This window comes from Serratia plymuthica NBRC 102599, assembly GCF_001590925.1.
Taxonomy (GTDB): Bacteria; Pseudomonadota; Gammaproteobacteria; order Enterobacterales; family Enterobacteriaceae; genus Serratia; species Serratia plymuthica.
Genome location: NZ_BCTU01000037.1, coordinates 1 through 23,992, shown reverse-complemented (window position 1 = coordinate 23,992; position 23,992 = coordinate 1). Strand labels below are relative to the sequence as shown.

Genomic DNA, 23,992 nt, shown 5'->3' with positions numbered 1-23,992 from the left:
GATTATAGCTCCCCGCTGCGGTGTGCGATCAGATTGGCGAACAACCCAGGTTGGGCGCTCAGCGTGGCGTAATCGCCTTGCTGCACGATCCGCCCGCCTTCCATAACCCAGATCTGGTCGTAATCTTCGGTGTCTTCCAACTGGTGTGTGACCAGCAGGGTGGTTTGCTGATGCGAGGCTGCGTTGAGCGCCTGCATGACTCGTCGCTCGCTGTGAGCGTCGAGGCTGGCTGCAGGCTCATCCAGCAACAGCAAACGGCGTGGGCTGATGAGCGCCCGGGCGACCGCCACGCGTTGCGCCTGGCCGACGGACAGACGTGCGGCGCTATCGCCGACCTCAGTGTCCAGGCCCAGCGGCAAATGCGGCAAGATCTCGCTGACGTAAGCCTGCTCCACCGCCTGTTGCAATTGGGCTTCACTCGCCTGCGGGTGACCCAGCAGAATATTTGCTCGTAGCGTTTGCGCCGGCAGGTGCGGGTTTTGTCCCACCCAGCCGAGCTGCCGACGCCAGCCTTCTGCCGCCAGCTCACGCAGCTCGGTGCCGTTGACCGTCAGTGAACCGCGATAGGGCAGGAAGCCGAGCAGCAGATTCAGCAAGGAGCTTTTGCCGGCGCCGCTCAGCCCGACCAGAGCAATGCGCTGGTGTGCGGACAGGGTGAAACTCAGAGGGCCGGCCAGCAGCACGCCGTTTGGCGACAGAATTTCCAGATCCTGCGCTTTTAACTCCAGCGGTGCATCGGTATTCAGCTCCTGCGTGCCAGTGCCCCTTTGCTCGCCTTCGGCGCCGAGGAAAGTTTCCAACGCTTCTGCGGCGCCCACGGCCTGCGCTTTGGCATGATAGAAAGCGCCCAGATCGCGCAGCGGCTGGAAGAACTCCGGAGCCAGAATCAGCACCAGGAAGCCGGCAAACAGCGTAACGCCGGTGCCGTAGCTGCCGAAATTCAGCTCGCCAAGGAAGGAGAAGCCAAAATAGACCGCCACCACGGCGATGGAGATGGAGGCAAAGAACTCCAGCACCGCCGATGACAGGAACGCCAGCCGCAGCACTTCCATGGTGCGGCTGCGGAAATCCTCGGACGACTTGGCGATCTGCGCGGTTTCCGCCTCAGCCCGGTTAAACAGACGCAGCGTATCCAACCCGCGCAGGCGATCGAGGAAATTGCCGCTCAGCCGCGCCAGCGCCACAAAGTTGCGCCTATTGGCATCGGCGGCGCCCATGCCGACCAGCGCCATAAACAGCGGGATCAGCGGGGCGGTCGTCAACAGAATCAGACCGGCGGCCCAGTTGATCGGAAATACGGTTATCAGGATCAGCAACGGGATAAACACCGCCAGATACATCTGCGGCAGATAGCGGGAGTAATAATCCTGCATGTCTTCGATCTGCTCAACGATGATGCTGGCCCAACTGCCCGCCGGTTTCCCCTGGATCCAGGCGGGGCCGAGCTGCTGAAGTTTGTCCAGCACCTGCCGACGCATACGCTGGCGGATCACCTGGCCGCAGATAAAACCAACGCGTTCACGCAGCCAGCTCAACAACGCGCGCAGCGCGAAAGTGGCGGCCAACCAGATAAACGAGGGGATCAACTGTTCGCGCGGGGCGTGTTCGATAATCAGGGCGTGGAGCAGGGCGGCCAACAGCCATGCCTGCACGACAATCAGAATGCCGCTTATCAGCCCCAACAGCATGGAAAGGCGCAGCCAACGCTGCGCCAACGTGCTCTGAGTTTTGAGCCAACGGGTTAACTGTTGCTGTCTGGTTTTTTTCATCAGATATGAGTCTGCGTCGCCGGTGCCTGTTGTTACAAGCAAGGTTAACGTACTGTTAAAAAAAGTGTTTGCCTCAACCTGAAGCGAACAAGCGAAGGCTAATGTTACCTCTTCACCCGGCAGACTGAAAATAATAAAGCGGTCAAATATCCCTATAACAGACTCTGGTTGCGAGGGTTATTCCACCTCCCGGCTGGCCGCTTCCGCCGCCAGGGCGGCTTGCACCGATTTACGCTGACCGATCTGCGCCATATACCGGGTTAACGTAGGCCAGCATTTTAACTCGATGGAAAATTGGGCCATCCAACGTAGTACGGTAAACAGATAGGCATCCGCCACGCTAAAGCGATCCCCCAACAGGAAATCCTGCCCATCCAGTGCCTGAGCGACATAATCGAGACGGCGGCACAGCTTGTCGCGGAACAGTGTTTTGACCTCTTCCTGCAGGGTTGCATTGAATAGCGGGCTGGCTCCGGCGTGGATCTCGGCGGTGATGAAATTCAGCCATTCCTGCAAGCGCACCCGCTCGAAAGTATGGCTCGGAGGGGCCAGTGCGGCGTCAGGGCGCAGATCCGCCAAATATTGCACGATGGCTGCGCCTTCGGTAATCACCCGGCCGTCTTCCAGCATCAGCGCCGCGACATAACCCTTGGGATTGATCTGATAAAAATCACCGCCGTCGGCGCTGCGTTTGCTGCGGTTATTCACCCGGATAAGTTCAAACGGCAATTCCAGCTCTCGCAGGACAATATGCGGGGATAGCGAACAGGTGTCGGGCGCAAAATAGAGTTTCATGAGAGTTCCTGAGGCAAAAAGCGATATCGCTTGACCGACAGCATGGCGCCGGGGGGGCCTGCAGAAAAATTAGAATGTCAGAAACCCGTCATCAGTTCAGCTACTGACGGGCTGCGGCAGATGATCTCGCAGGTAATCCAGCAGGGTTTGTACCGGTGCAGAGCTTGCGCCAGTGAACGAACAGACCAGGCCAAAATAACGGTAGAGCGGGACGCTCAACGGCAGAGCGCAAATGCCGGCGGCGTCGGTCGGTATCACCGAGGCAGGCATCAACGAAACGCCGACGCCTTCACGCACCAGCGTCAGTGCGGTGCTCCAGTCGCTGACGGTCACACGTATGTCAGCCAGCGCAATACCGGCCTGCTGTGCCAACCGTTGCGCGTTGAGGCTGCAGCCGCCGGTAGCCAGCACAAAGGGTAACCCGGCCAGCGCTTTAAAATCCACCGGTTGCCGGCCCCTGGCCAGCGGGTGGCCGCTGGCGGTAACCGCAAGCCACAGATCTTGTCCCAGAGGATAGCTTTGTCTTTCTTCCTTTGGGTTCAGCACCACGCCGACGTCGACGGTTTCCAGCGCCAGCCAGTTCTCCACTTCTTGATCGGTGCCTTCCAACTGAATCAGCTCAATGGCGGGGTAGAGGCGGCGGAATTTACGCAATAGCGGCGGAAGCAAGAGGGCAAATGCCGAGGGAAAGCTGGCCAGCCGAATTTTGCCCGAGTGCGCACTTTTCGCCTGCAGCGCGTAGTTTTGGATCGCATCGAGTTCGGCGAGCATGGCGCGGGCGTGGATGACAATTCGTTCCCCGCTTTGTGTCAGAGTCACTGAATGTGGCAGGCGGACAAACAACTGCGTGCTTAGGGCGCTTTCCAATTGAGCGATAGCCTGACTGGCGCCGGACTGGGTCATGCCGCACTGGTTTGCCGCCAGCGTAATTTTGCCGCTGTCGGCCACGGCGACCAGCAAGCGCCAGTGGAGAAGGTTCTGCATCCTATGCCCGTCCGCTCATCGTTAAGGTACAAAAAAAGCGGCTGAAGCAGCCGCTTTTCAGGATAACAGAACGTGCCGTTACAGCACTTCTGCGCCAGCGATGCCGTCCAGGTAACGCTCAGCGTCCAGCGCCGCCATACAGCCGGTGCCGGCGGAAGTGATCGCCTGACGGTAGATATGGTCCATCACGTCACCCGCGGCGAATACGCCAGGAATGGTGGTCTGGGTGGCGTTGCCGTGAATACCGGACTGAACCTTGATATAGCCGTTTTCCAACTCCAGTTGGCCACCGAAGATGCTGGTGTTCGGGCTGTGTCCGATGGCGATAAATACGCCGGCCAGCGCCAGTTCCTGCGTTGCATTATCCGCTTTGGTACTGCGAATGCGCACGCCGGTAACGCCCATCTGATCGCCCAGCACTTCATCCAGCGTATGGTCGGTATGCAGCACGATATTGCCGTTTTTCACTTTCTCCATCAGCCGGTCGATCAGGATCTTCTCTGAGCGGAAGCTGTCGCGGCGGTGGATCAGATGAACTTCAGCGGCGATGTTGGACAAATACAACGCTTCTTCCACGGCGGTATTGCCACCGCCGACTACCGCGACTTTCTGATTGCGGTAGAAGAAACCGTCACAGGTCGCGCAGGCGGAAACGCCTTTGCCCTTGAAGGCGTCTTCGGAAGGCATGCCCAGGTAACGGGCAGATGCGCCGGTGGCGATGATCAAAGCATCGCAAGTGTATTCGCCACTGTCGCCGAACAGGCGGAACGGACGGTTCTGCAGATCGACGCTGTTGATGTGATCGAACACGATCTCGGTCTGGAATTTTTCTGCGTGCTCGCGCATGCGCTCCATCAGCGCCGGGCCGGTCAAGCCTTCGGCATCGCCAGGCCAGTTTTCCACTTCGGTGGTGGTGGTCAACTGGCCACCTTGTTCCATACCGGTAATCAGTACCGGGCTCAGGTTTGCGCGCGCTGCGTAAACCGCGGCGGTGTAGCCGGCCGGGCCGGAACCCAGGATCAGTAATTTGCTATGTTTAGCCGTGCCCATGAATACCCTCTTTTCCCACAATGCGGACAATGAAACCGATTGTAGGGAAAATGCAGCATTAAAAAAAGCGTCAGCAGATGTTGTTAACGATTTGTTTGATAGCCGTGACCTATTAATTATTGTTTTGCCACCAAAACGAGCGTAAAACGCAGCAATTTAACTTATGGAAGCCACTGGCCGACGTTATGCGTTCGTTCTGCCTGAGACACCACGTTTACCGGGTTTAAGCCGTTTTGCTCTGCGGGGTTTAAGCCAGCGATTCATAACTAAAAATGGGGTGCTGACTTTTCATGACGACAGGTTCTTCTGATTTTGCTTCTTTTACTTTGACAATCCGCTGCGCATTTGCGAAAACATCATAGGAAGAAGAAATTATCCCCCTACCTACAGTAAATCGTACGTATTTGCGGCGGCGGTGCAGGATTTTGCGCCATTGTCGAAGCGGAGAGCGGCAGGTGAGGGGAACATCGCGTCAGCGAATGGCAATTTCCTTCTTGAGATGAACGTCATTTGAATCCGTTGTGCAGGGTTGACAGACAGGTTGCACAACGATGAATGATGGTAGTGAAGTATATGACAGGCATCGGGTCTTCGCTTGGAACAAGCCCTTACACATTGACGTTGGCTAGGGTGTGGCAAGTGCAGGGAAGAAAATAAGAGAGACAATAATAATGGCAGACAATAAGAAACGCCCGGGTAAAGATCTCGACCGTATCGACCGCAATATCCTGAATGAGCTGCAGAAGGATGGGCGTATCTCGAACGTTGAGCTTTCGAAGCGCGTGGGGTTATCCCCAACCCCATGTTTAGAACGTGTGCGCCGCCTCGAGCGCCAGGGTTTTATTCATGGCTATACCGCTTTGCTCAACCCGCATTATCTGGATGCATCTCTGCTGGTTTTCGTGGAAATCACGCTGAACCGCGGCGCGCCGGATGTGTTTGAGCAATTTAACTCAGCAGTTCAAAAGCTTGAAGAAATTCAGGAGTGTCATCTGGTGTCCGGTGATTTCGACTATCTGTTGAAAACCCGCGTGCCGGATATGTCGGCTTACCGTAAGTTGCTCGGTGAAACCTTGCTGCGTCTGCCGGGGGTTAACGATACCCGTACGTACGTGGTCATGGAAGAAGTCAAACAGAGTAACCGTCTGGTTATCAAAACACGGTAAGGTGCAGGTGCAAAACCTGATTAAATTGGTTACACTCCTGTTTATTCATACAGTTTCGGCGCCGGGGAAGCTTCTCGGCGCTGTTGCTATGTCAGCTAACAGGAACCTGGAGAGCCTTTCTTGAGCCAGGAATATACAGAAGATAAAGAAGTTACCCTGAAAAAACTCAGCAGTGGCCGCCGTTTGCTTGAAGCTGTGTTGATTGTGGTAGCCATTTTTGCCGTTTACCTCATGGCTGCCTTGGTCAGTTTCAATCCGTCTGACCCAAGTTGGTCGCAGACCGCGTGGCATGAGCCGATTCATAACCTGGGCGGTGGCGTCGGAGCCTGGATGGCCGACACGCTGTTCTTCACCTTCGGGGTACTTGCTTACGCAATACCGCCGATCATGCTGGTTTTGTGCTGGGCGGCTTACCGTCAGCGCGACAGCGGCGATTACATCGACTATTTTGCGCTCTCACTGCGCCTTATCGGCACGCTGGCGCTGGTGCTCACCTCGTGTGGCTTGGCGGCACTGAATGTCGACGATCTCTATTACTTCGCTTCCGGCGGCGTTATCGGCAGCTTGCTGAGCAACGCTATGCTGCCGTGGTTCAACGGCATTGGCGCAACGCTGGCATTATTGTGCGTATGGGCCGCAGGGCTCACGCTGTTTACCGGCTGGTCCTGGTTGGTGATCGCCGAGAGAATCGGCGGTGTGGTGCTGGGTACGGCCACTTTCATGACCAACCGTTCACGCCGTGAGGAGCGTTATCACGACGATGACGATCGCTATGTCGACGACGAGCCGGAGCAGGCAGGGAAGGGAGCCGCCGTTGCTGTAGCCGCCTCTGCGGCTGCTGCCAATGCGGCAGAAGCAGAAGATGACGTACTGTTCTCTGCACCTTCGGTAACGGATGCCGCCAACGCCGCGGCAGAAGAGGCTGAAGATCCGCTGCTCAACGGCTTGCGGGCTAACGACGATGCCGATGTGGCACCTGTCGCGCCGGCGGCTGTCAACACGCCGGTAACGCCTGTTCCCGCGCCGATAGCGGCCCCGGTGACGGCGCCTGCGGTAACGGCAGCGCCAACGGCTCCGGCCTCGGTGAACCAGCATCCGATGAGTGCTGCAGTGGAGAACGCCGCGCCACCGCTGTATTCGTTTGAAATCCCTGAAGAGACGCCAGCGCCGAAAATGACGCGCCCGGCCGATCCTTACCGGGACGATGATGAACCGCGTTTGGGCAATTGGGACGCACCGACCGTATCTCAGCCACACGATCGCTCCCCGTTTGATTTCTCTGCGGCTCAGCGCGACAGCGTTGACGTTGGCAGCTCTACCGGCTTCAGTGCCGGCGAGCCTGAGGTTACGCCATTTGGCAGCATGAAACCGCAGGCGGAAGCCGCAGCGGCGGCCGTTGTCGCCAATACCTTTATGCCGGCCTTTACGGCCACCAGCGACGGTAACTCGCAGGTGAAACAGGGCATTGGCCCTGAGTTGCCACGGCCGAATCCGGTGCGTATTCCTACCCGGCGCGAGCTGGCGTCTTACGGTATCAAGCTGCCTTCTCAGCGTGTAGCCGAGCAGGAACAGCGTCCCCGCGATGATCAACCGCTGCAAGCTGCGGAAAGCCATCAGCAAGATGAAGAAGCCTTGCAGGAAGCGGCGCTGCGCCAGGCGTTTGCCGAACAGCAAAGCCAGCGTTACGGTGAGGAATATCCGCAAGATAATCAAGATGATGAGCAAGCCCTGCAGGAAGCGGCGTTGCGTCAGGCGTTTGCCGAGCAACAGCAGGCACGCTATGGCCAGCAGGAACCTGTGCCATCGTCGCCGATCGCCAATCCGGTAGATACCCGCAACGCGTTCAGCTTCTCGCCGATGGATGATTTGGTCGACGATAGCCCGAGTGAACCCCTGTTCACTCTGTCGCCGCAGCTTGAAGAACGTATCGAGCAGCAAAGCGAACGTGAAGACGATGTCCCCTTTGGCCAGTTTGAGCCTGCTGCACCGGCTTATTCGTCTCAGACTCCGGCGCCGCAGCCTGCTCAACCTGTTTATCAGCAGCCCGCTCAACCTGCTTACCAGCAGGCGCCACAGCAGCAACCGGTACAGCAGCAACCGCCAGCTTATCAGCAACCTGTGGCGCAACCGGCTCCGGCTGCACCGCAGCAGCCGGCGATGGACAGCCTGATTCACCCGTTCCTGATGCGCAACGATATGCCGCTGCAAAAACCGACCACGCCGTTGCCGACGCTGGATCTGCTGACCGAAGCCCCGAAAGAGGTGGAGCCGGTGGACTCTTTCGCGTTGGAGCAGAAGGCGCGTTTGGTGGAAGCGAGTTTGGCCGACTACCGGGTGAAAGCCGACGTAGTGGATATTTTACCTGGCCCGGTTATTACCCGCTTTGAGCTGGATTTGGCGCCGGGGGTCAAGGCTGCGCGTATTTCCAACCTGTCACGCGATCTGGCGCGTTCCCTGTCAACTTCCGCCGTGCGTGTGGTAGAGGTCATTCCCGGCAAGCCTTATGTCGGATTGGAGCTGCCTAACGTTAAACGTCAGACGGTTTATCTGCGCGAAGTGCTGGATTGCCCAGCGTTCCGCGACAATCCGTCGCCGCTGGCGATCGTCCTGGGGAAAGACATTTCCGGTGAGCCGGTGGTGGCCGATTTGGCTAAAATGCCACATCTGCTGGTGGCCGGTACTACGGGCTCCGGTAAGTCGGTTGGGGTCAATGCCATGATCCTGAGCATCTTGTATAAGGCCACGCCGAAAGAAGTGCGCTTTATCATGATTGACCCGAAAATGCTGGAGCTGTCGGTTTATGAAGGCATTCCGCACCTGTTGACGGACGTTGTGACCGATATGAAAGACGCCGCTAACGCCCTGCGTTGGTGTGTTGCGGAGATGGAGCGTCGCTACAAGCTGATGTCTGCACTCGGCGTGCGTAACCTGGCCGGTTATAACGAACGCGTTGATCAGGCTGAAGCGATGGGGCGCCCGATCCCGGATCCTTTCTGGAAGCCGACTGACAGTATGGACATTACGCCGCCGGTGTTGGAGAAAGAGCCTTACATCGTGGTGATGGTGGACGAATTCGCCGACCTGATCATGACGGTGGGCAAGAAGGTTGAGGAACTGATCGCTCGTTTGGCACAGAAAGCGCGTGCTGCGGGGATCCACCTGGTGCTGGCGACCCAGCGTCCGTCGGTGGATGTGATCACCGGCCTGATCAAGGCCAACATCCCAACCCGTATCGCCTTTACCGTATCCAGCAAGATTGACTCGCGCACTATCCTCGATCAGGGCGGTGCAGAATCTCTGCTGGGGATGGGTGACATGCTGTATCTGGCGCCTAACTCCTCCATTCCTGTACGTGTGCATGGTGCATTTGTGCGCGATCAGGAAGTGCATGCGGTGGTCAAGGATTGGAAAGCGCGTGAGCGGCCTCAATATAAAGAGGGTATCCTCAGCGCCGGTGACGACGGTGAGGGTGGCGCTGGCGGCGGCCTGGAAGGTGACGAAGAGCTGGATCCGTTGTTTGACCAGGCGGTGGAGTTTGTGGTGGATAAACGCCGCGCTTCTATCTCCGGCGTGCAGCGTCAGTTCCGCATCGGTTATAACCGCGCTGCGCGCATCATCGAACAGATGGAAGCGCAGGGCATCGTCAGCGAGCAGGGGCATAACGGCAACCGCGAGGTGCTGGCACCGCCAAGGCATGACTGATGAAGCTTTAATCGTTGTTATTCAATAATAAAGGGCCGCTTAGCGGCCCTTGTGCAAAGAAGCGTAAACCCGTCTGCTTCTCGGAACATTGGCCTATCTGCCGGCTTGTGGCTTCGGGTAAAGTAACGTTGGTTAAGGGTTAATTTGACCCGCACGGCACCGCCTTGCGGTTAACGCATTTCATAAGGTATCTGGAATAATGAAAAAACTGTTGGTTGCCTGCTGTCTGCTTTCGGGATTCGCTTCCACCTCTGTGCTGGCCGACGCCGCACAGGATCTGCAAAGTCGTCTGGCGAAAGTGAACAGTTTCCACGCCAGTTTCTCCCAGACCGTGACCAGCAGCGACGGCGCTGCGGTACAGCAGGGCGAAGGCGAATTGTGGGTGAAACGCCCGAATCTGTTTAACTGGCACATGACCTCACCTGACGAGAGCGTGCTGGTATCGGATGGCCAAACCCTGTGGTTTTATAACCCGTTTGTCGAGCAGGTCACTGCCACCTGGCTGAAAAATGCCACCGGCAACACGCCGTTTATGCTGATCACCCGCAACGATGCCAATGACTGGAAACAGTATAATGTGAAGCAGAAAGGCGACGATTTTGAGCTGACGCCAAAATCCAGCAGCGGTAACCTGAAACAGTTCGCCATTACTGTGACCAACAGCGGTACTATCCGCAGTTTTGCCGCAGTTGAGCAGGACGGCCAGCGCAGCTCTTACGCACTGAAAAGCCAGCAGAACACCACGGTTGACGCTGCCAAATTCAAATTTACCCCGCCGAAGGGGGTGACGCTGGACGACCAGCGCCAGTGAGGTCCGCGTGAGTAATATGTCGCTCGATTTTTCCCAGAATGAGTTCCAGCCGTTGGCCGCGCGGATGCGGCCAACCACGCTGGCGCAGTATATCGGCCAGCAACACCTGCTGGCTGCCGGCAAGCCTTTGCCGCGTGCCATCGAGGCAGGGCAACTGCATTCGATGATTCTGTGGGGGCCGCCGGGCACCGGGAAAACGACGCTGGCAGAGCTGATCGGCCGTTACGGCCAGGCGGACGTCGAACGGATTTCCGCCGTCACGTCCGGCATCAAAGAGATCCGCGAGGCGATCGAGCGCGCACGTCAGAACCGTGACGCCGGTCGCCGCACTATTTTGTTTGTCGATGAGGTGCACCGCTTCAATAAAAGCCAGCAGGATGCTTTCCTGCCGCATATTGAAGATGGCACCATCACCTTTATCGGCGCGACGACCGAGAACCCGTCTTTTGAGCTCAATTCGGCGCTGCTTTCGCGCGCGCGGGTATATTTGTTGAAAGCACTGACCGCCGAAGATATCAGCCAGGTGCTGGATCAGGCGATGAAAGACACTAGCCGGGGGTTCGGCGGCCAGAATATCGAGTTGCCCGAAGAGACGCGCCGCATGCTGTCGGAGCTGGTGGGCGGCGATGCGCGTCGGGCGCTGAACAGCCTGGAGATGATGGCGGATATGGCGGAAATCGACGCCAAAGGCATCCGCGTTTTGACGCCGTCATTGTTAAAAGAGGTCTCCGGTGAGCGCAGTGCGCGCTTCGACAATAAAGGCGATCGTTATTACGATTTGATCTCGGCGCTGCATAAATCGGTGCGCGGTTCGGCACCGGATGCCGCGCTGTACTGGTATGCGCGCATTATTACCGCCGGTGGCGATCCGCTGTATGTGGCGCGTCGCCTGTTGGCGATTGCGTCCGAGGATGTCGGCAATGCCGATCCGCGCGGCATGCAGGTGGCGATTGCGGCCTGGGATTGCTTTACCCGCGTCGGCCCGGCGGAGGGCGAACGGGCAATTGCCCAGGCCATCGTCTATCTGGCCTGCGCGCCGAAAAGCAACGCCGTGTACACCGCTTTCAAAGCGGCGATGCGCGACGCCCGAGAGATGGCTGATTACGACGTACCGGAGCATCTGCGCAATGCGCCGACCAAGCTGATGAAGGAAATGGGCTTGGGCGCGGAGTATCGCTACGCGCACGACGAACCCAATGCTTATGCCGCCGGCGAGGACTATTTCCCTCCTGAAATGGCCAAGACCCGTTACTACCATCCGACCGCACGCGGGCTGGAGGGCAAAATCGGTGAAAAGCTGGCATGGCTGGCTGAGCAGGATCAAAATAGCCCGACAAAACGCTACCGCTAGCGTTGCCGTTGCGGTAAGGTTACCGGGTATCACTCTTTCTTTATGCGGCTTATATTCAGCCGTATAAAACGACAAATTTTCTTTCAATAACAATAAGCACAGGATTAGCATGCTCGATCCCAATCTGCTGCGTAATGAGCTAGACGCAGTCGCCGTCAAACTGGCTCGCCGAGGCTTTAAACTCGATCTGGATCTGCTGCGTTCGCAAGAAGAGCGCCGCAAAGTTCTGCAGGTAGAATCCGAAACGCTGCAGGCAGAACGTAACTCCCGATCGAAATCCATCGGCGCGGCTAAAGCACGCGGGGAAGACATTGAGCCGCTGCGTCGTGAAGTGAACGAACTGGGTGATAAGCTGGATGTTGCCAAGGCCGCCTTGGATTCCTTGCAGACCGAAATCCGCGATTACGCCCTGACGTTGCCGAACCTGCCTGACGATGCCGTGCCGAACGGCAAAGATGACAGCGAGAACCAGGAAGTGTGCCGCTGGGGCGAACCGCGCCAGTACGATTTCCAGGTACGCGATCACGTTGATCTGGGCGAAATGGCCGGTGGGCTGGATTTCGCCGCAGCGGTAAAATTGACGGGTTCGCGCTTTGTGGTGATGAAAGGGCAGATCGCCCGTATGCACCGCGCGCTGTCGCAGTTCATGCTGGATCTGCATACGGAACAACACGGCTATCTGGAAGCCTACGTGCCGTACCTGGTCAACCATGCCACGTTGTATGGCACCGGTCAGTTGCCGAAGTTTGGCGATGATCTGTTCCATACCAAACCCTTGGAAGAAGAGTCAGACAGCAGCAACTATGCGCTGATCCCAACGGCGGAAGTGCCCTTGACCAACCTGGTGCGCGACGAGATCCTGGAAGAAGAATCCCTGCCGCTGAAGATGACCGCGCACACGCCATGTTTCCGTGCAGAAGCCGGTTCGTATGGGCGTGACACCCGTGGTTTGATCCGTATGCACCAGTTCGACAAGGTCGAGATGGTACAGATCGTTCGCCCGGAAGATTCCATGGCGGCGCTGGAAGAGCTGACCGGCCATGCGGAGAAAGTGCTGCAACTGCTGAATCTGCCATACCGTAAAGTCTTGCTGTGTACCGGTGACATGGGCTTCGGCGCTTGCAAGACCTACGATCTGGAAGTGTGGTTGCCGGCTCAGGATACCTATCGTGAAATCTCTTCCTGTTCAAACATGTGGGATTTCCAGGCGCGCCGCATGCAGGCACGCTGCCGCAGCAAAACCGAGAAGAAGCCGCGTTTGGTGCACACGCTGAACGGCTCTGGCTTGGCTGTGGGGCGTACGCTGGTAGCCGTGTTGGAAAACTACCAGCAGGCCGACGGCCGCATTCAGGTGCCGGAAGTTCTGCGCCCTTACATGAATGGCCTGGAATATATCGGCTAGAAAAGCTAGTCAGCAAGAAAGCGCCTGCGGGCGCTTTTTTTATGTCTGAAAATCAGAGGGTCAGTGGCTGGTCAACGCCAATTTGATGGCGAGACCGATAAATGCCAGGGAAACCGACCAGCGTATCCAGTGCATCACGCGAGCATTTCCCAGAATGCGATGCCGGACGCGTGCGGCAAAGGCGCCATAAAGAGAGAAAATCACGAACGTCATTACGGCGAATACCGCAGAAAGTAGCAGCATGGTACGGGCAGGGTGCGCATCTCCCACGGTGATAAACTGTGGAAGAAACGCCAGAAAGAAAATGGACAGTTTGGGGTTGAGCGCGTTGGCTACGACGGCATACCGCACCAGAGCGCCGTCTGTGGAAGGCGAATTGGCCTGAGACAGGGCCAGCGGCCCTTTTTCGCGCAGCGTTTCCCACCCCATAAACAACAAATAAACCACGCCAAGGTACTTCACCAGGTCAAAGGCCAGGGCGCTGGTTTGCAACAGTGCGGCCAATCCGGTCACCGCAGCCAGCATATGGGGCAATACGCCCAAGGTGCAGCCCGCAGCCGCCACCAGGGCGCTGCGCGTACCCTGCTGCAGCCCGGTGGACAAGGTAATCAGCGCGCCGGTCCCCGGCGAAATAACGATCAGTAATGAGGTGAACAGGAAATCTGCATTCACGGGTAAGGCTCCTTTTGGCGATAATTGGCACCCAGTTTCAGGTGAAAGAGCCATACAGTCTTGAACGAAATTGCAGCCCGCCTTTGCAGCGGCAACGTTCAGGCGGATTGCCGGGAGAAAGAGCCGGGAGTGTACCCAAAGCTCCTGACGAACAGGCGTGTCATGTGGCTTTGATCAGCGAAGCCGCAGGCATCGGCCACCTCAGCCAGCCCGTCACCGGCGAGAATAAGCCGGCGCGCCAGCAACAGGCGGCGTTGCAGCAGGTAAGCATGTGGCGTCAGACCGGTGCGGCGTTTGAACCCGCGTAAGAGTTGGTATTGGCTCAGGCCGGCTTCGGTGGCCAACTCGGCCAACGTCAGCGGGCTGCCTGGCTCGTCGTCAATCATTTCCCGTGCGCGGACAATGCCATCTTGAGGGAAGGCTAAAGGGGGATGCGGGATCTCAGCCAGGGCTGCGGCGATAACCAGCAAAGCCTCTTCGGCGGCCAGCGCATCGCTTTGCGTTACGGCGCAGAACAGCCGGTTAAAGTAGGCGGCCAGGTGATGATTGCTGAAAACCGGGTGGCTGAACTCCCCGGAGGTAAATCTCCCCTCGCTGATATCCGCGAAGCATTGATTGAGCCGTTCCGGGTGGCAGTAGATCATGCGCCAGGCTCTGGCACCGGCGAGGGGAGAGCCGTCATGCACTTCTCCGGGGTTCACGGTGATGATGTCCCCTGCGGATGATTCAACGCGGCCTCTGCCGCTTAGCGATTTCTGGGCGCCGCGATCCATCAGGCCAATGCCAAACTGGTCGTGAGTATGGCGGCCAAAGGAAAAATCCGTGTCCGCCGTTACCATTTCCATACCCTGGAGGCGGCTGGGGACGATCTGAATGGCACGCTTTTTCATCATCTTATCCTTAGGGTGCGCTGCAGATGTACGCCGGTTTTAGCGTGGAGGCTCAAGCTCATAGGCCAGTCTGGCGTAATCTGCCAGATGTTTTGCCTCTACATCGGCAACCGAATAAAGCTTGATATGCCGGCGATACTTACCCCCGCCTTCCAGCATCCGGTGGCGGTCTTCGAGCAGATAGCCCCGGCCAAACTCAACCGTCACATGGCCGCTGTAGGCGAACACGCCGCAGAAAAACGCCGTATGAGCAAACATGATGCCGCCATATTTTACCGATTCACTGACGCCGCCACCGGTTGCCGTGACCACCTGGCGAACACGTTGCACGACGTCCAGAAGTTCACCATGGGTGCTGCCTATATCCGCCAGCAAAGTGCCGACGGCATTATCGATAGTTTGTTTCATTATGCCTCTGCGAGAGCGAATTTCTTCTGCCGTCAGCATAGCCCTTTTTGCTGCGCGTTGCCCCTGTTGCCGGGAGTGAAACAAATTGTGCGGTGCATAGATAAGAGCGGATTGACTTTTTTATCGCCAGTGGCATGATGCGCGCACTCTCATCGCGCGTTCGGTTTCAATTTCACTATGTCCGCATATTCCCGCCCAGTGCTCCTGCTGCTCTGTGGCTTGTTATTGCTCACGGTTTCTATTGCCGTATTGAATACGTTAGTCCCTCTTTGGTTGACTCACGCTCAGTTGTCAACCGGCCAGGTGGGTATGGTGAGCTCTTCTTACTTTACCGGCAACCTGGTAGGCACGCTGATAGCGGGCAAACTGATCAAACGCATCGGCTTTACCCGCAGCTATCATCTTGCCTGCGTGGTGTTTGCCGTCGCGACGGCCGGTATGGCGCTGTCGCTCGATTTTTGGAGCTGGATGGGCTGGCGTTTCTTTGCCGGCATTGGCTGCGCCTGGATTTGGGTGATCGTCGAAAGCGCCTTACTGCGCAGTGGTAATCTGTCCAACCGCGGGCAACTGTTGGCGGCCTATATGATGGTTTACTATCTTGGCACCGTGATTGGTCAACTGCTGTTGAGCCTGGTATCGACCGAATTGCTGAACGTGGTGCCGTGGGTGGCCACCATCATCATCTGCGCCATGCTGCCCATGCTGTTTGCGCGGGTTAACAGCCAGCATGACGAACCGCAGCAGGCGGCGGTATGGCCAATGCTGAAACGCCGCAGCGCGCGGCTGGGCATCAATGGCTGCATTATCTCCGGTATTGTTCTGGGTTCACTCTATGGCTTGATGCCGCTGTATTTATCCCATCAGGGTATGAGCGACGCCAACGTCGGTTACTGGATGGCTCTGCTGGTCAGCTCCGGTATTGTCGGGCAGTGGCCGGTAGGGCGCCTGGCCGATCGCTATGGTCGTCTGTTGGTGCTGCGCATTCAGGTGTTTGTGGTGATCCTCGCCAGTGTGGCGATGCTCGGCAACTATGCCATGGCGCCGGCGCTGTTTATTCTCGGCTGCGCCGGTTTCACGCTGTACCCGGTGGCGATGTCCTGGGCCTGCGAGAAAGCGCTGCCGCATGAGTTGGTGGCGATGAATCAGGCGTTGCTGATGAGCTACACAATCGGCAGCCTGCTTGGCCCGTCAATGACGGCGTTGTTGATGCAGAATTATTCCGACCGCCTGCTGTTTGTGATGATTGCTGCCGTTGCGCTGGTGTACCTGATGATGTTGCTGAAAAAGCCAAACCATCACCAGACTCCGCTGGCTGCTGCCTGAGATCAAAAAAACCGGCCATTGCGCCGGTTTTTTTATCTCGACAAAAAGATCAATAAATCACTTTATGGCCGTAGCTTTCCAGAATGCCTTTGACGCGGTCCATTGTGTCCGCTTTTGGAGGATGGACGCTGTCCAGCTTGTACTCTTCCCCCATCGCCACCCATTTGTGCTTGCCGAGTTCGTGATAGGGCAGCAGCTCGATTTTCTCGATGTTGGTCATGTCCTTGGTGAACTCACCCAGCATGTGCGTTGACTTGTCATCGTCGGACCAGCCAGGCACCACCACATAACGGATCCAGGTGCGCTGGTTGCGTTTCGCCAGATAGCGGGCGAAGTCCAGCGTGCGGTGGTTGGAGACGCCGACCAGGTTCTGATGAATGTCGTCGTTCATCTGTTTCAGATCCAGCATCACCAGATCGGTGGCGTCCAGCAACTCGTCGATCACCGGATCGTAACGACGCACAAAACCGTTGGTATCCAGGCAGGTATTGATACCTTCCTGCTGGCACGCACGGAACCAGTCACGGACAAATTCGGCCTGCAAGATGGCTTCGCCGCCGGAGGCCGTCACGCCGCCGCCGGAAGCGTTCATAAAGTGCCGATAAGCGACGGTGTCTTTCATCAGCTCTTCTACGGTCACTTCTTTGCCGCCATGGGTGTCCCAGGTGTCGCGGTTATGGCAATACAGGCAGCGCATCAGGCAACCCTGGAAGAAAACGATAAAGCGGATCCCTGGACCGTCAACGGTGCCACAGGATTCGAAGGAGTGAATGCGACCTTTCACTGACATTGCAGGGGGTTCTCCAATATTGACTGTCAAACGCAGTCTAAAAGTAGGCTCATAACCGCCGGCCAGGGATCAGCGATGCAGCTACCGGATAGGCCCGGCGGCTGGGGTGGAACGATTCCTGCTGGCCGGTTATTGCGCCGGATAACTGTTTTGCCGGATATCCATCAATTTCATTCAGTATAGCTATCTGGCAAAACAGACTCGTGATGAGTCAGGGAAACTGCGTTTGTTAAAAGGGCCGGAAAGATCCGGCCCCGGTATTCAGCTTAACCACCGGGCGGGAAACCCCGCCCGGATGGGGCAATTACATCGACTGGGTGAAAGTACGGGTAATCACGTCTTGCTGTTGTTCTTTGGTCAGCGAGTTGAAACGTACGGCATAACCGGATACGCGGATAGTCAACTGAGGGTATTTCTCAGGGTTTTCCATCGCTTCCAGCAGCATTTCACGGTTCATCACGTTGACGTTCAGGTGCTGGCCGCCTTCGATGGAGGCTTCGTGATGGAAGTAACCGTCCATCAGGCCCGCCAGGTTGGCTTTACGCACGTCGTCATCTTTACCCAGGGCGTTTGGCACGATGGAGAAGGTGTAGGAGATCCCGTCCTTCGCGTAAGCAAACGGCAGTTTGGCTACGGAGGTCAGGGAGGCTACAGCGCCTTTCTGGTCGCGGCCGTGCATTGGGTTGGCACCAGGACCGAATGGAGCGCCTGCGCGGCGACCATCTGGAGTGTTACCGGTTTTCTTGCCGTACACCACGTTAGAGGTGATGGTCAGTACGGACTGGGTCGGTACCGCATTACGGTAGGTACGCAGTTTCTGAATTTTCTTCATGAAACGTTCTACCAGGTCACAGGCGATGTCATCAACACGGGCATCGTTGTTACCGAACTGCGGGTATTCACCTTCGATTTTGAAGTCGGTCGCCAGGCCGTCTTCATCACGGATGGTGGAGACTTTGGCGTACTTGATGGCAGACAGGGAGTCGGCCGCTACCGACAGACCGGCGATGCCGCAGGCCATGGTGCGGTAAACGTCACGGTCATGCAGGGCCATCAGCGCAGCTTCATAGCTGTACTTGTCGTGCATGTAGTGAATGATGTTCAGCGCGGTCACGTACTGTTTGGCCAGCCAGTCCATAAAGTGGTCCATGCGTTCCATGACTTTGTCATAGTCCAGCACGTCGTCCATCATTGGCGCTTCTTTCGGGCCTACCTGGATTTTCAGTTTTTCATCAACGCCGCCGTTGATGGCGTACAACATGGTTTTCGCCAGGTTGGCGCGGGCACCGAAGAACTGCATTTGTTTGCCGACGATCATTGGGCTGACGCAACAGGCGATGGCGTAGTCATCGTTGTTGAAGTCAGGGCGCATCAGGTCGTCGTTTTCGTACTGTACGGATGAGGTGTCGATAGACACTTTCGCCGCGTATTTTTTGAAGTTCAACGGCAGCTTTTCAGACCACAGGATGGTCATGTTCGGCTCCGGAGACGGCCCCATGGTGTACAGGGTGTTCAGGAAACGGAAGCTGTTTTTGGTGACCAGCGTACGGCCGTCAACGCCCATACCCGCCAGGGATTCAGTCGCCCAGATTGGGTCGCCGGAGAACAGTTCATCATACTCAGGGGTACGCAGGAAGCGCACCATACGCAGTTTCATTACCAGGTGGTCAATCAGTTCCTGCGCTTGCTCTTCGCTCAGCTTGCCCGCTTTGATATCGCGTTCGATGAACACGTCAAGGAAGGTGGACACGCGGCCGAAGGACATTGCCGCGCCGTTCTGGGATTTCACCGCGGCCAGGTAGCCGAAGTAGGTCCACTGCACGGCTTCTTGCGCGGTAGTCGCTGGGCTGGAGATGTCGCAGCCGTATTTGGCGGCCATTTCTTTAATCTGGGCCAGTGCGCGGTGTTGTTCAGCGATTTCTTCACGCAGCTGAATGGTCATTTCCAGATCTTCGCCGTTTTCCAGCTTGTTCTGCAATGACTTGAACTGGTTCAGCTTGTCGGCCATCAGGAAGTCGATACCGTACAGCGCAACGCGACGGTAGTCACCGATGATGCGGCCACGGCCGTAGGCATCCGGCAGACCGGTCAGCACGCCGGATTTACGGCAGTTCAGGATGTCTTTGGTGTAAACGTCGAATACACCCTGGTTGTGGGTCTTGCGGTAGTCGGTGAAGACTTTTTTCAGCTGTGGATCCAGTTCGCGGCCATAAACCTTGCAAGAACCTTCAACCATTTTGATGCCGCCGAATGGGATCAGCGCGCGTTTCAGTGGCTCGTCGGTCTGCAAGCCAACGATGGTTTCCAGCTCTTTGGCAATGTAGCCTGCGTCATGGGAAGTGATGGTAGCGACAACGTTGGTGTCGAAATCAACTGGCGCATGGGTGCGGTTCTCCAGTTTGATCCCTTCCATAACCTTGTCCCACAGGGTGGAGGTGGCCTGAGTTGCGCCAGCCAGGAAGGATTCATCACCCTCGTAAGGAGTGTAGTTTTTCTGGATGAAGTCACGAACGTTGACTTCATTCTGCCAGTCACCTTTGCTGAAACCTTCCCAAGCTTTGGCTAACTTCTCGTTAAGTTCGGTCATTATACACCTACCTTTAATTGTGGATTTCTAACTCGGCGCACGGTCACTAACAGCTTAATGCTGTTGTTCACCACCACGCAGATAAATTACCCAGTAAGTCAACCCAACCAGCAGGCCGCCGCCAATGATATTGCCAATGGTGACTGGGATCAGATTGTCGATGATGAAGTTGCTTACGGTCAGATGAGCAAACTGCTCGGGTGTTGCCCCTACGGCTTGCCAGAACTCCGGCGTGGCGAAGTGTTTAACCACGATACCCATAGGGATCATAAACATATTGGCGATGCTGTGTTCGAAGCCGCTGGCGACGAACATGCCGACCGGCAGGATCATGGCGAACATTTTGTCCATCAGGCTGCGGCCGGAATAACTCATCCACACGGCCAGGCAAACCATCAGGTTAGCCAGAATACCGAGGCAGACCGCCTCAATAAAAGTGTGGTGCAGCTTGTGGTCAGCGGTTTGCAGGACGTTCAGGCCCCATTGGCCGTTGGCCACCATGTGTTCACCGGAAAACCAGATGAGTGCCACAAATAACAGGGCGCCAATCAGGTTACCGATATAGACGTTCAACCAGTTGGCTGCCAGTTGGGGCCAACTGATACGGCCGCTGGCCTTGGCAATCACAATCAGCACGGTTGAGGTGAACAGGTCTGCACCTGAGACCACGACCAGCATTAACCCCAGAGAGAAACAGATGCCGCCGACCAATTTTGCCAGGCCGAAGGGCACACCGGCAGTGCCGGTAGTCGCAGTGATATAAAATACGAACGCGATGGAAATAAAGACGCCGGCAGTGATCGCCAAATAAAAAGTTTTCAGCGGATGCTTGGTGGCTTTATACACACCTGCATCTTCAGCGATTTTCGCCGTTGCCGCAGGTAATATCAGATCGAAGGGGTTGTCAGCTTTCACACTAACTCTCTCTCTTAAGGGTTAAAACAACGCAATGAGATACTAGCAAAGCAGTATAGGGTAAAAATTGATTTGGATCATAAGGCGAGGAACTAGAGGGGTACAAAACCAGACAAATCGCAGGGTTAATTAAATTAATTATTTGATTTTTAAGTGAAAACTATTTTTTAATGTTTGCAAATAATTTTGAATTGGTGGGGTAAATACCCTTAATAAAGGTTAAATATTTACGGGTATTGTCTATTTTTGACGGCTAAAGTTGACTTATCGGTTAATTATTATTTCACCAACCTGCAACAATTAACGTCTTGTTTGTTGATAAGTGCGTAATTAACCGGAAAAAATAAAAGAAGAAAACGGTGATTTAACCGTCAAAATAAGATCTGGCTATTTTCTTTGCTGCGTTTACGAATGCGATGTACAGCAAACTATCCCTTTAGGAGTGGCGCCGGCAGGCAAGCTGCCGACGCATTAAGACTGCGGTTATGCCTGTGCCCAGTGGCGGCGCTTGGCGTTTTGCAGTTTTTCGTAGGCCGCCAGCAGCGCCTGATGCGCCGGTAACGCTTTCAGATCGCTGTCGACAGCGAACAAGCCGTTAAAGCGCTCTTCGCCGCTGATGGCCGCAGAGGCGGCGTCGACCGCTTCCTGACCGTACATTTTCACGAAGGCGCCGTAGTACTGCGCCGGATCGCGATCCGGCTCCTGCGTCAGCAGCAGCAGGGTTTGCAGGCAACGGTAGTAATTGCTGCGCGCCGGGCTTAACACCGATCCGTTAAAGTCCTGGGTCCATTCCGTCCAGATCAGAGCCTGTTCCATATCGCCGCCCGCGAGTGCCAGCATGGATTTCAGCTCGCCCACGCGCAGGGTGTGCCAGGCGTTGTCTTTACCGGAGGCAATGCCCAGCAACTCGCGCACGCGGGTGAAATCGTCCAGCCCTTCGTCATCCAGTCGCTCAATCAGCGCCAGATATTCTTGTGGTTCCCATTCGCTGCCCGGCAGTGCCAGCAGGGTATCACGCAGGTGCGCGCCCATGCTGTTATTGGCCAGCAACAGATCTTCCGCCGGGTAGATGTCGGACATGCCAGGTACGATGATACGGCAGGCGTAAACGTCCAGGTGCTCGTAGTCGGCGATGTACACTTCGGCGCCTTCTTTGTCGAAAATGCTCATGAGCGTGGCGAATTCTTCCTGCGTGCTGCCGCTGAAACTCCAGTCGACAAACGGGTAATCCGCATCCTGCTTGAACATGTCCCAGGAGATCAAACCGCTGGAATCGATAAAGTGGGTTTCCAGATTGGTGTGTTCGGCCACTTCTTCGTCATCGAAGGTTGGCGCGGTGAACACGTCCAGATCCTTCAGACTACGGCCCTGCAGCAGTTCAGTCACGGTACGCTCAAGCGCCACGCCGAAATCGGGATGAGCGCCGAACGAGGCGAAACAGGTGCCGTTGGCCGGGTTGAACAGCACTACGCAGATTACCGGGTAGTTACCGCCCAATGAGGCGTCATAGGACAGGATCGGGAAGCCTTCCTGTTCCAGGCGGGCAATGGCTTCCACCACGCCTGGATAACGGTTCAGCACTTCGCTCGGGATCTCCGGCAGGCTGATGGATTCGGCGATAATGCGGTTTTTCACATAACGCTCGAATACTTCGGAAAGGCCCTGCACGCGAGCTTCGTTCGCGGTGTTACCGGCGGACATGCCGTTGGACACGTACAGGTTGCCGATGATGTTCATCGGAATATAGACCGTCTGCTGGTCTGACTGACGGGAGAACGGCAGGGCGCAGATGCCGCGATCGCCGTTGCCGGATTGCAGATCGATCAGATCGCCGGCGGTCAGTTCTTGCTCTGGATCGTAGAACGCATGCAGGCGTTCGTCGAGGATGCCTTCCGGTAGCGAATTGTCGGCCGGGATCGGGAACCATTTCTCATTCGGATAATGTACGAAATCGCCTTCGGCAATGTGCTTACCCAAATAGAAATCGGCAAAGAAATAGTTGGTGGAAAGGCGCTCGAAGTATTCGCCCAAAGCGGAAGCCAGCGCGGCTTTTTGGCTGGCGCCTTTACCGTTGGTGAAGCACAGCGGGCAATCGCGATCGCGGATGTGAACTGACCATACGTGCGGTACCGGGTTCAGCCATGAGGCTTCTTCGATATTAAAACCCAGATCGCTTAATTTCTGTTGGAAACGGGCGATGGAGTCTTCCAACGCGGCGTCTTTGCCAGGGATAAAAGTTTGCGTCATTGTCTTCACTTTTTGAGCGTACTAAAAACGCGCAATGATACGGGGTTTTACGCCCAAGCTCCATGTATTCCTAAAGCGACGGTAAAGTCACAGTTTTTTTAAGGATAAGGGCCATAATTCAGCGGGTTATCTATCAAGGAGAAACCTAATGAAATCAGTGAAACTCAGCGTTGTGGCGCTATTCCTGGCGGGCGTAAGCGGTTCTGCGCTGGCATTGCCTTCCATCACTCTGTTGGCGACCGGCGGCACCATTGCCGGCGGCGGCGAATCGGCGACAAAATCCAACTATACGGCGGGCAAACTGGGCGTCGATGCGCTGGTGAATGCGGTGCCGGAGCTGAAAAACGTCGCCAATGTGCAGGGTGAGCAGGTGGTGAACATCGGTTCGCAAGACATGAACGATGAGGTGTGGCTGAAACTGGTGAAGAAAATCAACGCTGACTGCGGCAAAACGGACGGTTTTGTGATCACCCACGGCACCGACACGCTGGAAGAAACCGCTTATTTTCTCGATTTGACCGTCAAATGCGACAAGCCGGTAGTGATCGTCGGAGCAATGCGCCCGGCAACGGCGATGAGCGCCGACGGCCCGTTCAATCTGTATAACGCCGTGGTGACGGCGGCGGATCCGCAATCGGCCAAACGCGGGGTGCTGGTGGCGATGAACGACAGCGTGCTGGATGCGCGCGACGTGACCAAAACCAATACCACCTCGGTGCAGACATTCCAGTCGCCCAATTTCGGTCCGCTCGGTTATATCCATAACGGCAAGGTAGACTATCAGCGCTCACCGCAGCGCAAGCATACTACCGATACCCCCTTTGACGTATCCAGCCTGACCGAGCTGCCCAAAGTCGGCATTGTCTATAACTATGCCAACGCTTCCGATGCGCCGGCCAAGGCGCTGATCGCTGAAGGTTATCAGGGCATTGTCAGCGCCGGGGTCGGTAACGGCAACCTGTACAAAACGGTGTTTGATACATTGGCTACGGCCGCACATAACGGTGTGGCCGTAGTGCGATCTTCCAGAGTGCCGACCGGTTCCACCACGGAAGACGCGGAAGTGGATGACGCTAAATTCGGCTTTGTCGCCGCCGGTACGCTGAACCCGCAAAAAGCGCGGATCCTGT

The 23,992-nt window shown here is 56.4% G+C and carries 18 protein-coding genes; 7 read left to right on the top strand and 11 right to left on the bottom strand.

Annotated elements, in window-relative coordinates:
• Window positions 1-2: 2 nt before the first annotated feature.
• The 4 genes from cydD to trxB all read right to left on the bottom strand — a co-directional run bounded on the left by cydD (window position 3) and on the right by trxB (window position 4,598).
• A complete protein-coding gene (gene cydD, locus SPL01S_RS22190; RefSeq protein WP_006324536.1) occupies window positions 3-1,769 on the bottom strand; it encodes a heme ABC transporter permease/ATP-binding protein CydD in 1,767 nt (588 codons plus the stop codon).
• A gap of 177 nt (window positions 1,770-1,946) precedes the next feature.
• Window positions 1,947-2,564, bottom strand: coding sequence for a glutathione transferase GstA (gene gstA, locus SPL01S_RS22185; protein ID WP_063202876.1), 618 nt, complete (start codon window positions 2,562-2,564; stop codon window positions 1,947-1,949).
• A gap of 96 nt (window positions 2,565-2,660) precedes the next feature.
• Window positions 2,661-3,548 carry a LysR family transcriptional regulator gene (locus tag SPL01S_RS22180; RefSeq protein WP_063202874.1) on the bottom strand — a complete coding sequence of 296 codons (888 nt, stop codon included), beginning with the start codon at window positions 3,546-3,548 and terminating at the stop codon, window positions 2,661-2,663.
• 78 nt (window positions 3,549-3,626) lie between these two features.
• Window positions 3,627-4,598, bottom strand: a complete 972-nt coding sequence (gene trxB / locus SPL01S_RS22175) for a thioredoxin-disulfide reductase (RefSeq protein ID WP_006324539.1) — start codon at window positions 4,596-4,598, stop codon at window positions 3,627-3,629.
• Between the two features lie 671 nt (window positions 4,599-5,269).
• Between trxB and lrp the strand changes: the two genes are divergently transcribed.
• The 5 genes from lrp to serS all read left to right on the top strand — a co-directional run bounded on the left by lrp (window position 5,270) and on the right by serS (window position 13,030).
• The gene (gene lrp / locus SPL01S_RS22170) at window positions 5,270-5,764 is read left to right on the top strand and encodes a leucine-responsive transcriptional regulator Lrp (RefSeq protein WP_004928318.1); all 495 of its coding nucleotides are present in this window, start codon (window positions 5,270-5,272) and stop codon (window positions 5,762-5,764) included.
• A 120-nt stretch (window positions 5,765-5,884) separates the two neighbouring features.
• Window positions 5,885-9,466 carry a DNA translocase FtsK 4TM domain-containing protein gene (locus tag SPL01S_RS22165; RefSeq protein ID WP_063202872.1) on the top strand — a complete coding sequence of 1,194 codons (3,582 nt, stop codon included), beginning with the start codon at window positions 5,885-5,887 and terminating at the stop codon, window positions 9,464-9,466.
• 199 nt (window positions 9,467-9,665) lie between these two features.
• Entirely contained in the window at window positions 9,666-10,277 is a 612-nt protein-coding gene (gene lolA, locus SPL01S_RS22160; RefSeq protein ID WP_004942614.1) for an outer membrane lipoprotein periplasmic chaperone LolA, read from the top strand.
• 7 nt (window positions 10,278-10,284) lie between these two features.
• Window positions 10,285-11,628, top strand: coding sequence for a replication-associated recombination protein A (locus tag SPL01S_RS22155; protein ID WP_120978379.1), 1,344 nt, complete (start codon window positions 10,285-10,287; stop codon window positions 11,626-11,628).
• A 109-nt stretch (window positions 11,629-11,737) separates the two neighbouring features.
• Window positions 11,738-13,030, top strand: a complete 1,293-nt coding sequence (gene serS, locus SPL01S_RS22150; RefSeq protein ID WP_004942617.1) for a serine--tRNA ligase — start codon at window positions 11,738-11,740, stop codon at window positions 13,028-13,030.
• Between the two features lie 60 nt (window positions 13,031-13,090).
• Here the strand turns inward: serS and SPL01S_RS22145 are convergent, their stop codons facing one another.
• From SPL01S_RS22145 to SPL01S_RS22135, 3 genes are all read right to left on the bottom strand, one after another.
• On the bottom strand, window positions 13,091-13,702 hold the full coding sequence (locus tag SPL01S_RS22145) for a LysE family translocator (RefSeq protein ID WP_063202870.1): 612 nt from the start codon (window positions 13,700-13,702) through the stop codon (window positions 13,091-13,093).
• 98 nt (window positions 13,703-13,800) lie between these two features.
• Complete coding sequence (locus SPL01S_RS22140) at window positions 13,801-14,592, bottom strand: AraC family transcriptional regulator (protein WP_063202868.1); 792 nt, start codon at window positions 14,590-14,592, stop codon at window positions 13,801-13,803.
• 39 nt (window positions 14,593-14,631) lie between these two features.
• The gene (locus SPL01S_RS22135; RefSeq protein ID WP_004942622.1) at window positions 14,632-15,000 is read right to left on the bottom strand and encodes a DUF1801 domain-containing protein; all 369 of its coding nucleotides are present in this window, start codon (window positions 14,998-15,000) and stop codon (window positions 14,632-14,634) included.
• Window positions 15,001-15,177: 177 nt separating this feature from the next.
• Here SPL01S_RS22135 and SPL01S_RS22130 point away from each other — a divergent pair, with 177 nt between their 5' ends.
• Window positions 15,178-16,323 carry an MFS transporter gene (locus SPL01S_RS22130; protein WP_013812288.1) on the top strand — a complete coding sequence of 382 codons (1,146 nt, stop codon included), beginning with the start codon at window positions 15,178-15,180 and terminating at the stop codon, window positions 16,321-16,323.
• A gap of 49 nt (window positions 16,324-16,372) precedes the next feature.
• Here the strand turns inward: SPL01S_RS22130 and pflA are convergent, their stop codons facing one another.
• From pflA to ycaO, 4 genes are all read right to left on the bottom strand, one after another.
• Entirely contained in the window at window positions 16,373-17,113 is a 741-nt protein-coding gene (pflA, locus tag SPL01S_RS22125; protein WP_063202866.1) for a pyruvate formate lyase 1-activating protein, read from the bottom strand.
• A 304-nt stretch (window positions 17,114-17,417) separates the two neighbouring features.
• Window positions 17,418-19,700, bottom strand: coding sequence for a formate C-acetyltransferase (gene pflB / locus SPL01S_RS22120; protein ID WP_062870378.1), 2,283 nt, complete (start codon window positions 19,698-19,700; stop codon window positions 17,418-17,420).
• Window positions 19,701-19,754: 54 nt separating this feature from the next.
• Window positions 19,755-20,615, bottom strand: coding sequence for a formate transporter FocA (gene focA, locus SPL01S_RS22115; protein WP_062870379.1), 861 nt, complete (start codon window positions 20,613-20,615; stop codon window positions 19,755-19,757).
• Window positions 20,616-21,098: 483 nt separating this feature from the next.
• A complete protein-coding gene (gene ycaO / locus SPL01S_RS22110) occupies window positions 21,099-22,862 on the bottom strand; it encodes a 30S ribosomal protein S12 methylthiotransferase accessory factor YcaO (RefSeq protein ID WP_063202864.1) in 1,764 nt (587 codons plus the stop codon).
• A gap of 148 nt (window positions 22,863-23,010) precedes the next feature.
• On the opposite strand from ycaO, the gene ansB reads away from it, so the two are divergent.
• The coding region (gene ansB / locus SPL01S_RS22105) for an L-asparaginase 2 (RefSeq protein WP_063202862.1) at window positions 23,011-23,992 on the top strand (982 nt) is incomplete at its 3' end.

What these genes read in the sequence shown, in the direction of transcription:
- cydD (WP_006324536.1), bottom strand. Translation starts at nt 1,769, where the DNA reads ATGAAAAAAACCAGACAGCAACAGTTAACCCGTTGGCTCAAAACTCAG.
- gstA (WP_063202876.1), bottom strand. Translation starts at nt 2,564, where the DNA reads ATGAAACTCTATTTTGCGCCCGACACCTGTTCGCTATCCCCGCATATT.
- SPL01S_RS22180 (WP_063202874.1), bottom strand. Translation starts at nt 3,548, where the DNA reads ATGCAGAACCTTCTCCACTGGCGCTTGCTGGTCGCCGTGGCCGACAGC.
- trxB (WP_006324539.1), bottom strand. Translation starts at nt 4,598, where the DNA reads ATGGGCACGGCTAAACATAGCAAATTACTGATCCTGGGTTCCGGCCCG.
- lrp (WP_004928318.1), top strand. Translation starts at nt 5,270, where the DNA reads ATGGCAGACAATAAGAAACGCCCGGGTAAAGATCTCGACCGTATCGAC.
- lolA (WP_004942614.1), top strand. Translation starts at nt 9,666, where the DNA reads ATGAAAAAACTGTTGGTTGCCTGCTGTCTGCTTTCGGGATTCGCTTCC.
- serS (WP_004942617.1), top strand. Translation starts at nt 11,738, where the DNA reads ATGCTCGATCCCAATCTGCTGCGTAATGAGCTAGACGCAGTCGCCGTC.
- SPL01S_RS22140 (WP_063202868.1), bottom strand. Translation starts at nt 14,592, where the DNA reads ATGAAAAAGCGTGCCATTCAGATCGTCCCCAGCCGCCTCCAGGGTATG.
- SPL01S_RS22135 (WP_004942622.1), bottom strand. Translation starts at nt 15,000, where the DNA reads ATGAAACAAACTATCGATAATGCCGTCGGCACTTTGCTGGCGGATATA.
- SPL01S_RS22130 (WP_013812288.1), top strand. Translation starts at nt 15,178, where the DNA reads ATGTCCGCATATTCCCGCCCAGTGCTCCTGCTGCTCTGTGGCTTGTTA.
- pflA (WP_063202866.1), bottom strand. Translation starts at nt 17,113, where the DNA reads ATGTCAGTGAAAGGTCGCATTCACTCCTTCGAATCCTGTGGCACCGTT.
- pflB (WP_062870378.1), bottom strand. Translation starts at nt 19,700, where the DNA reads ATGACCGAACTTAACGAGAAGTTAGCCAAAGCTTGGGAAGGTTTCAGC.
- ycaO (WP_063202864.1), bottom strand. Translation starts at nt 22,862, where the DNA reads ATGACGCAAACTTTTATCCCTGGCAAAGACGCCGCGTTGGAAGACTCC.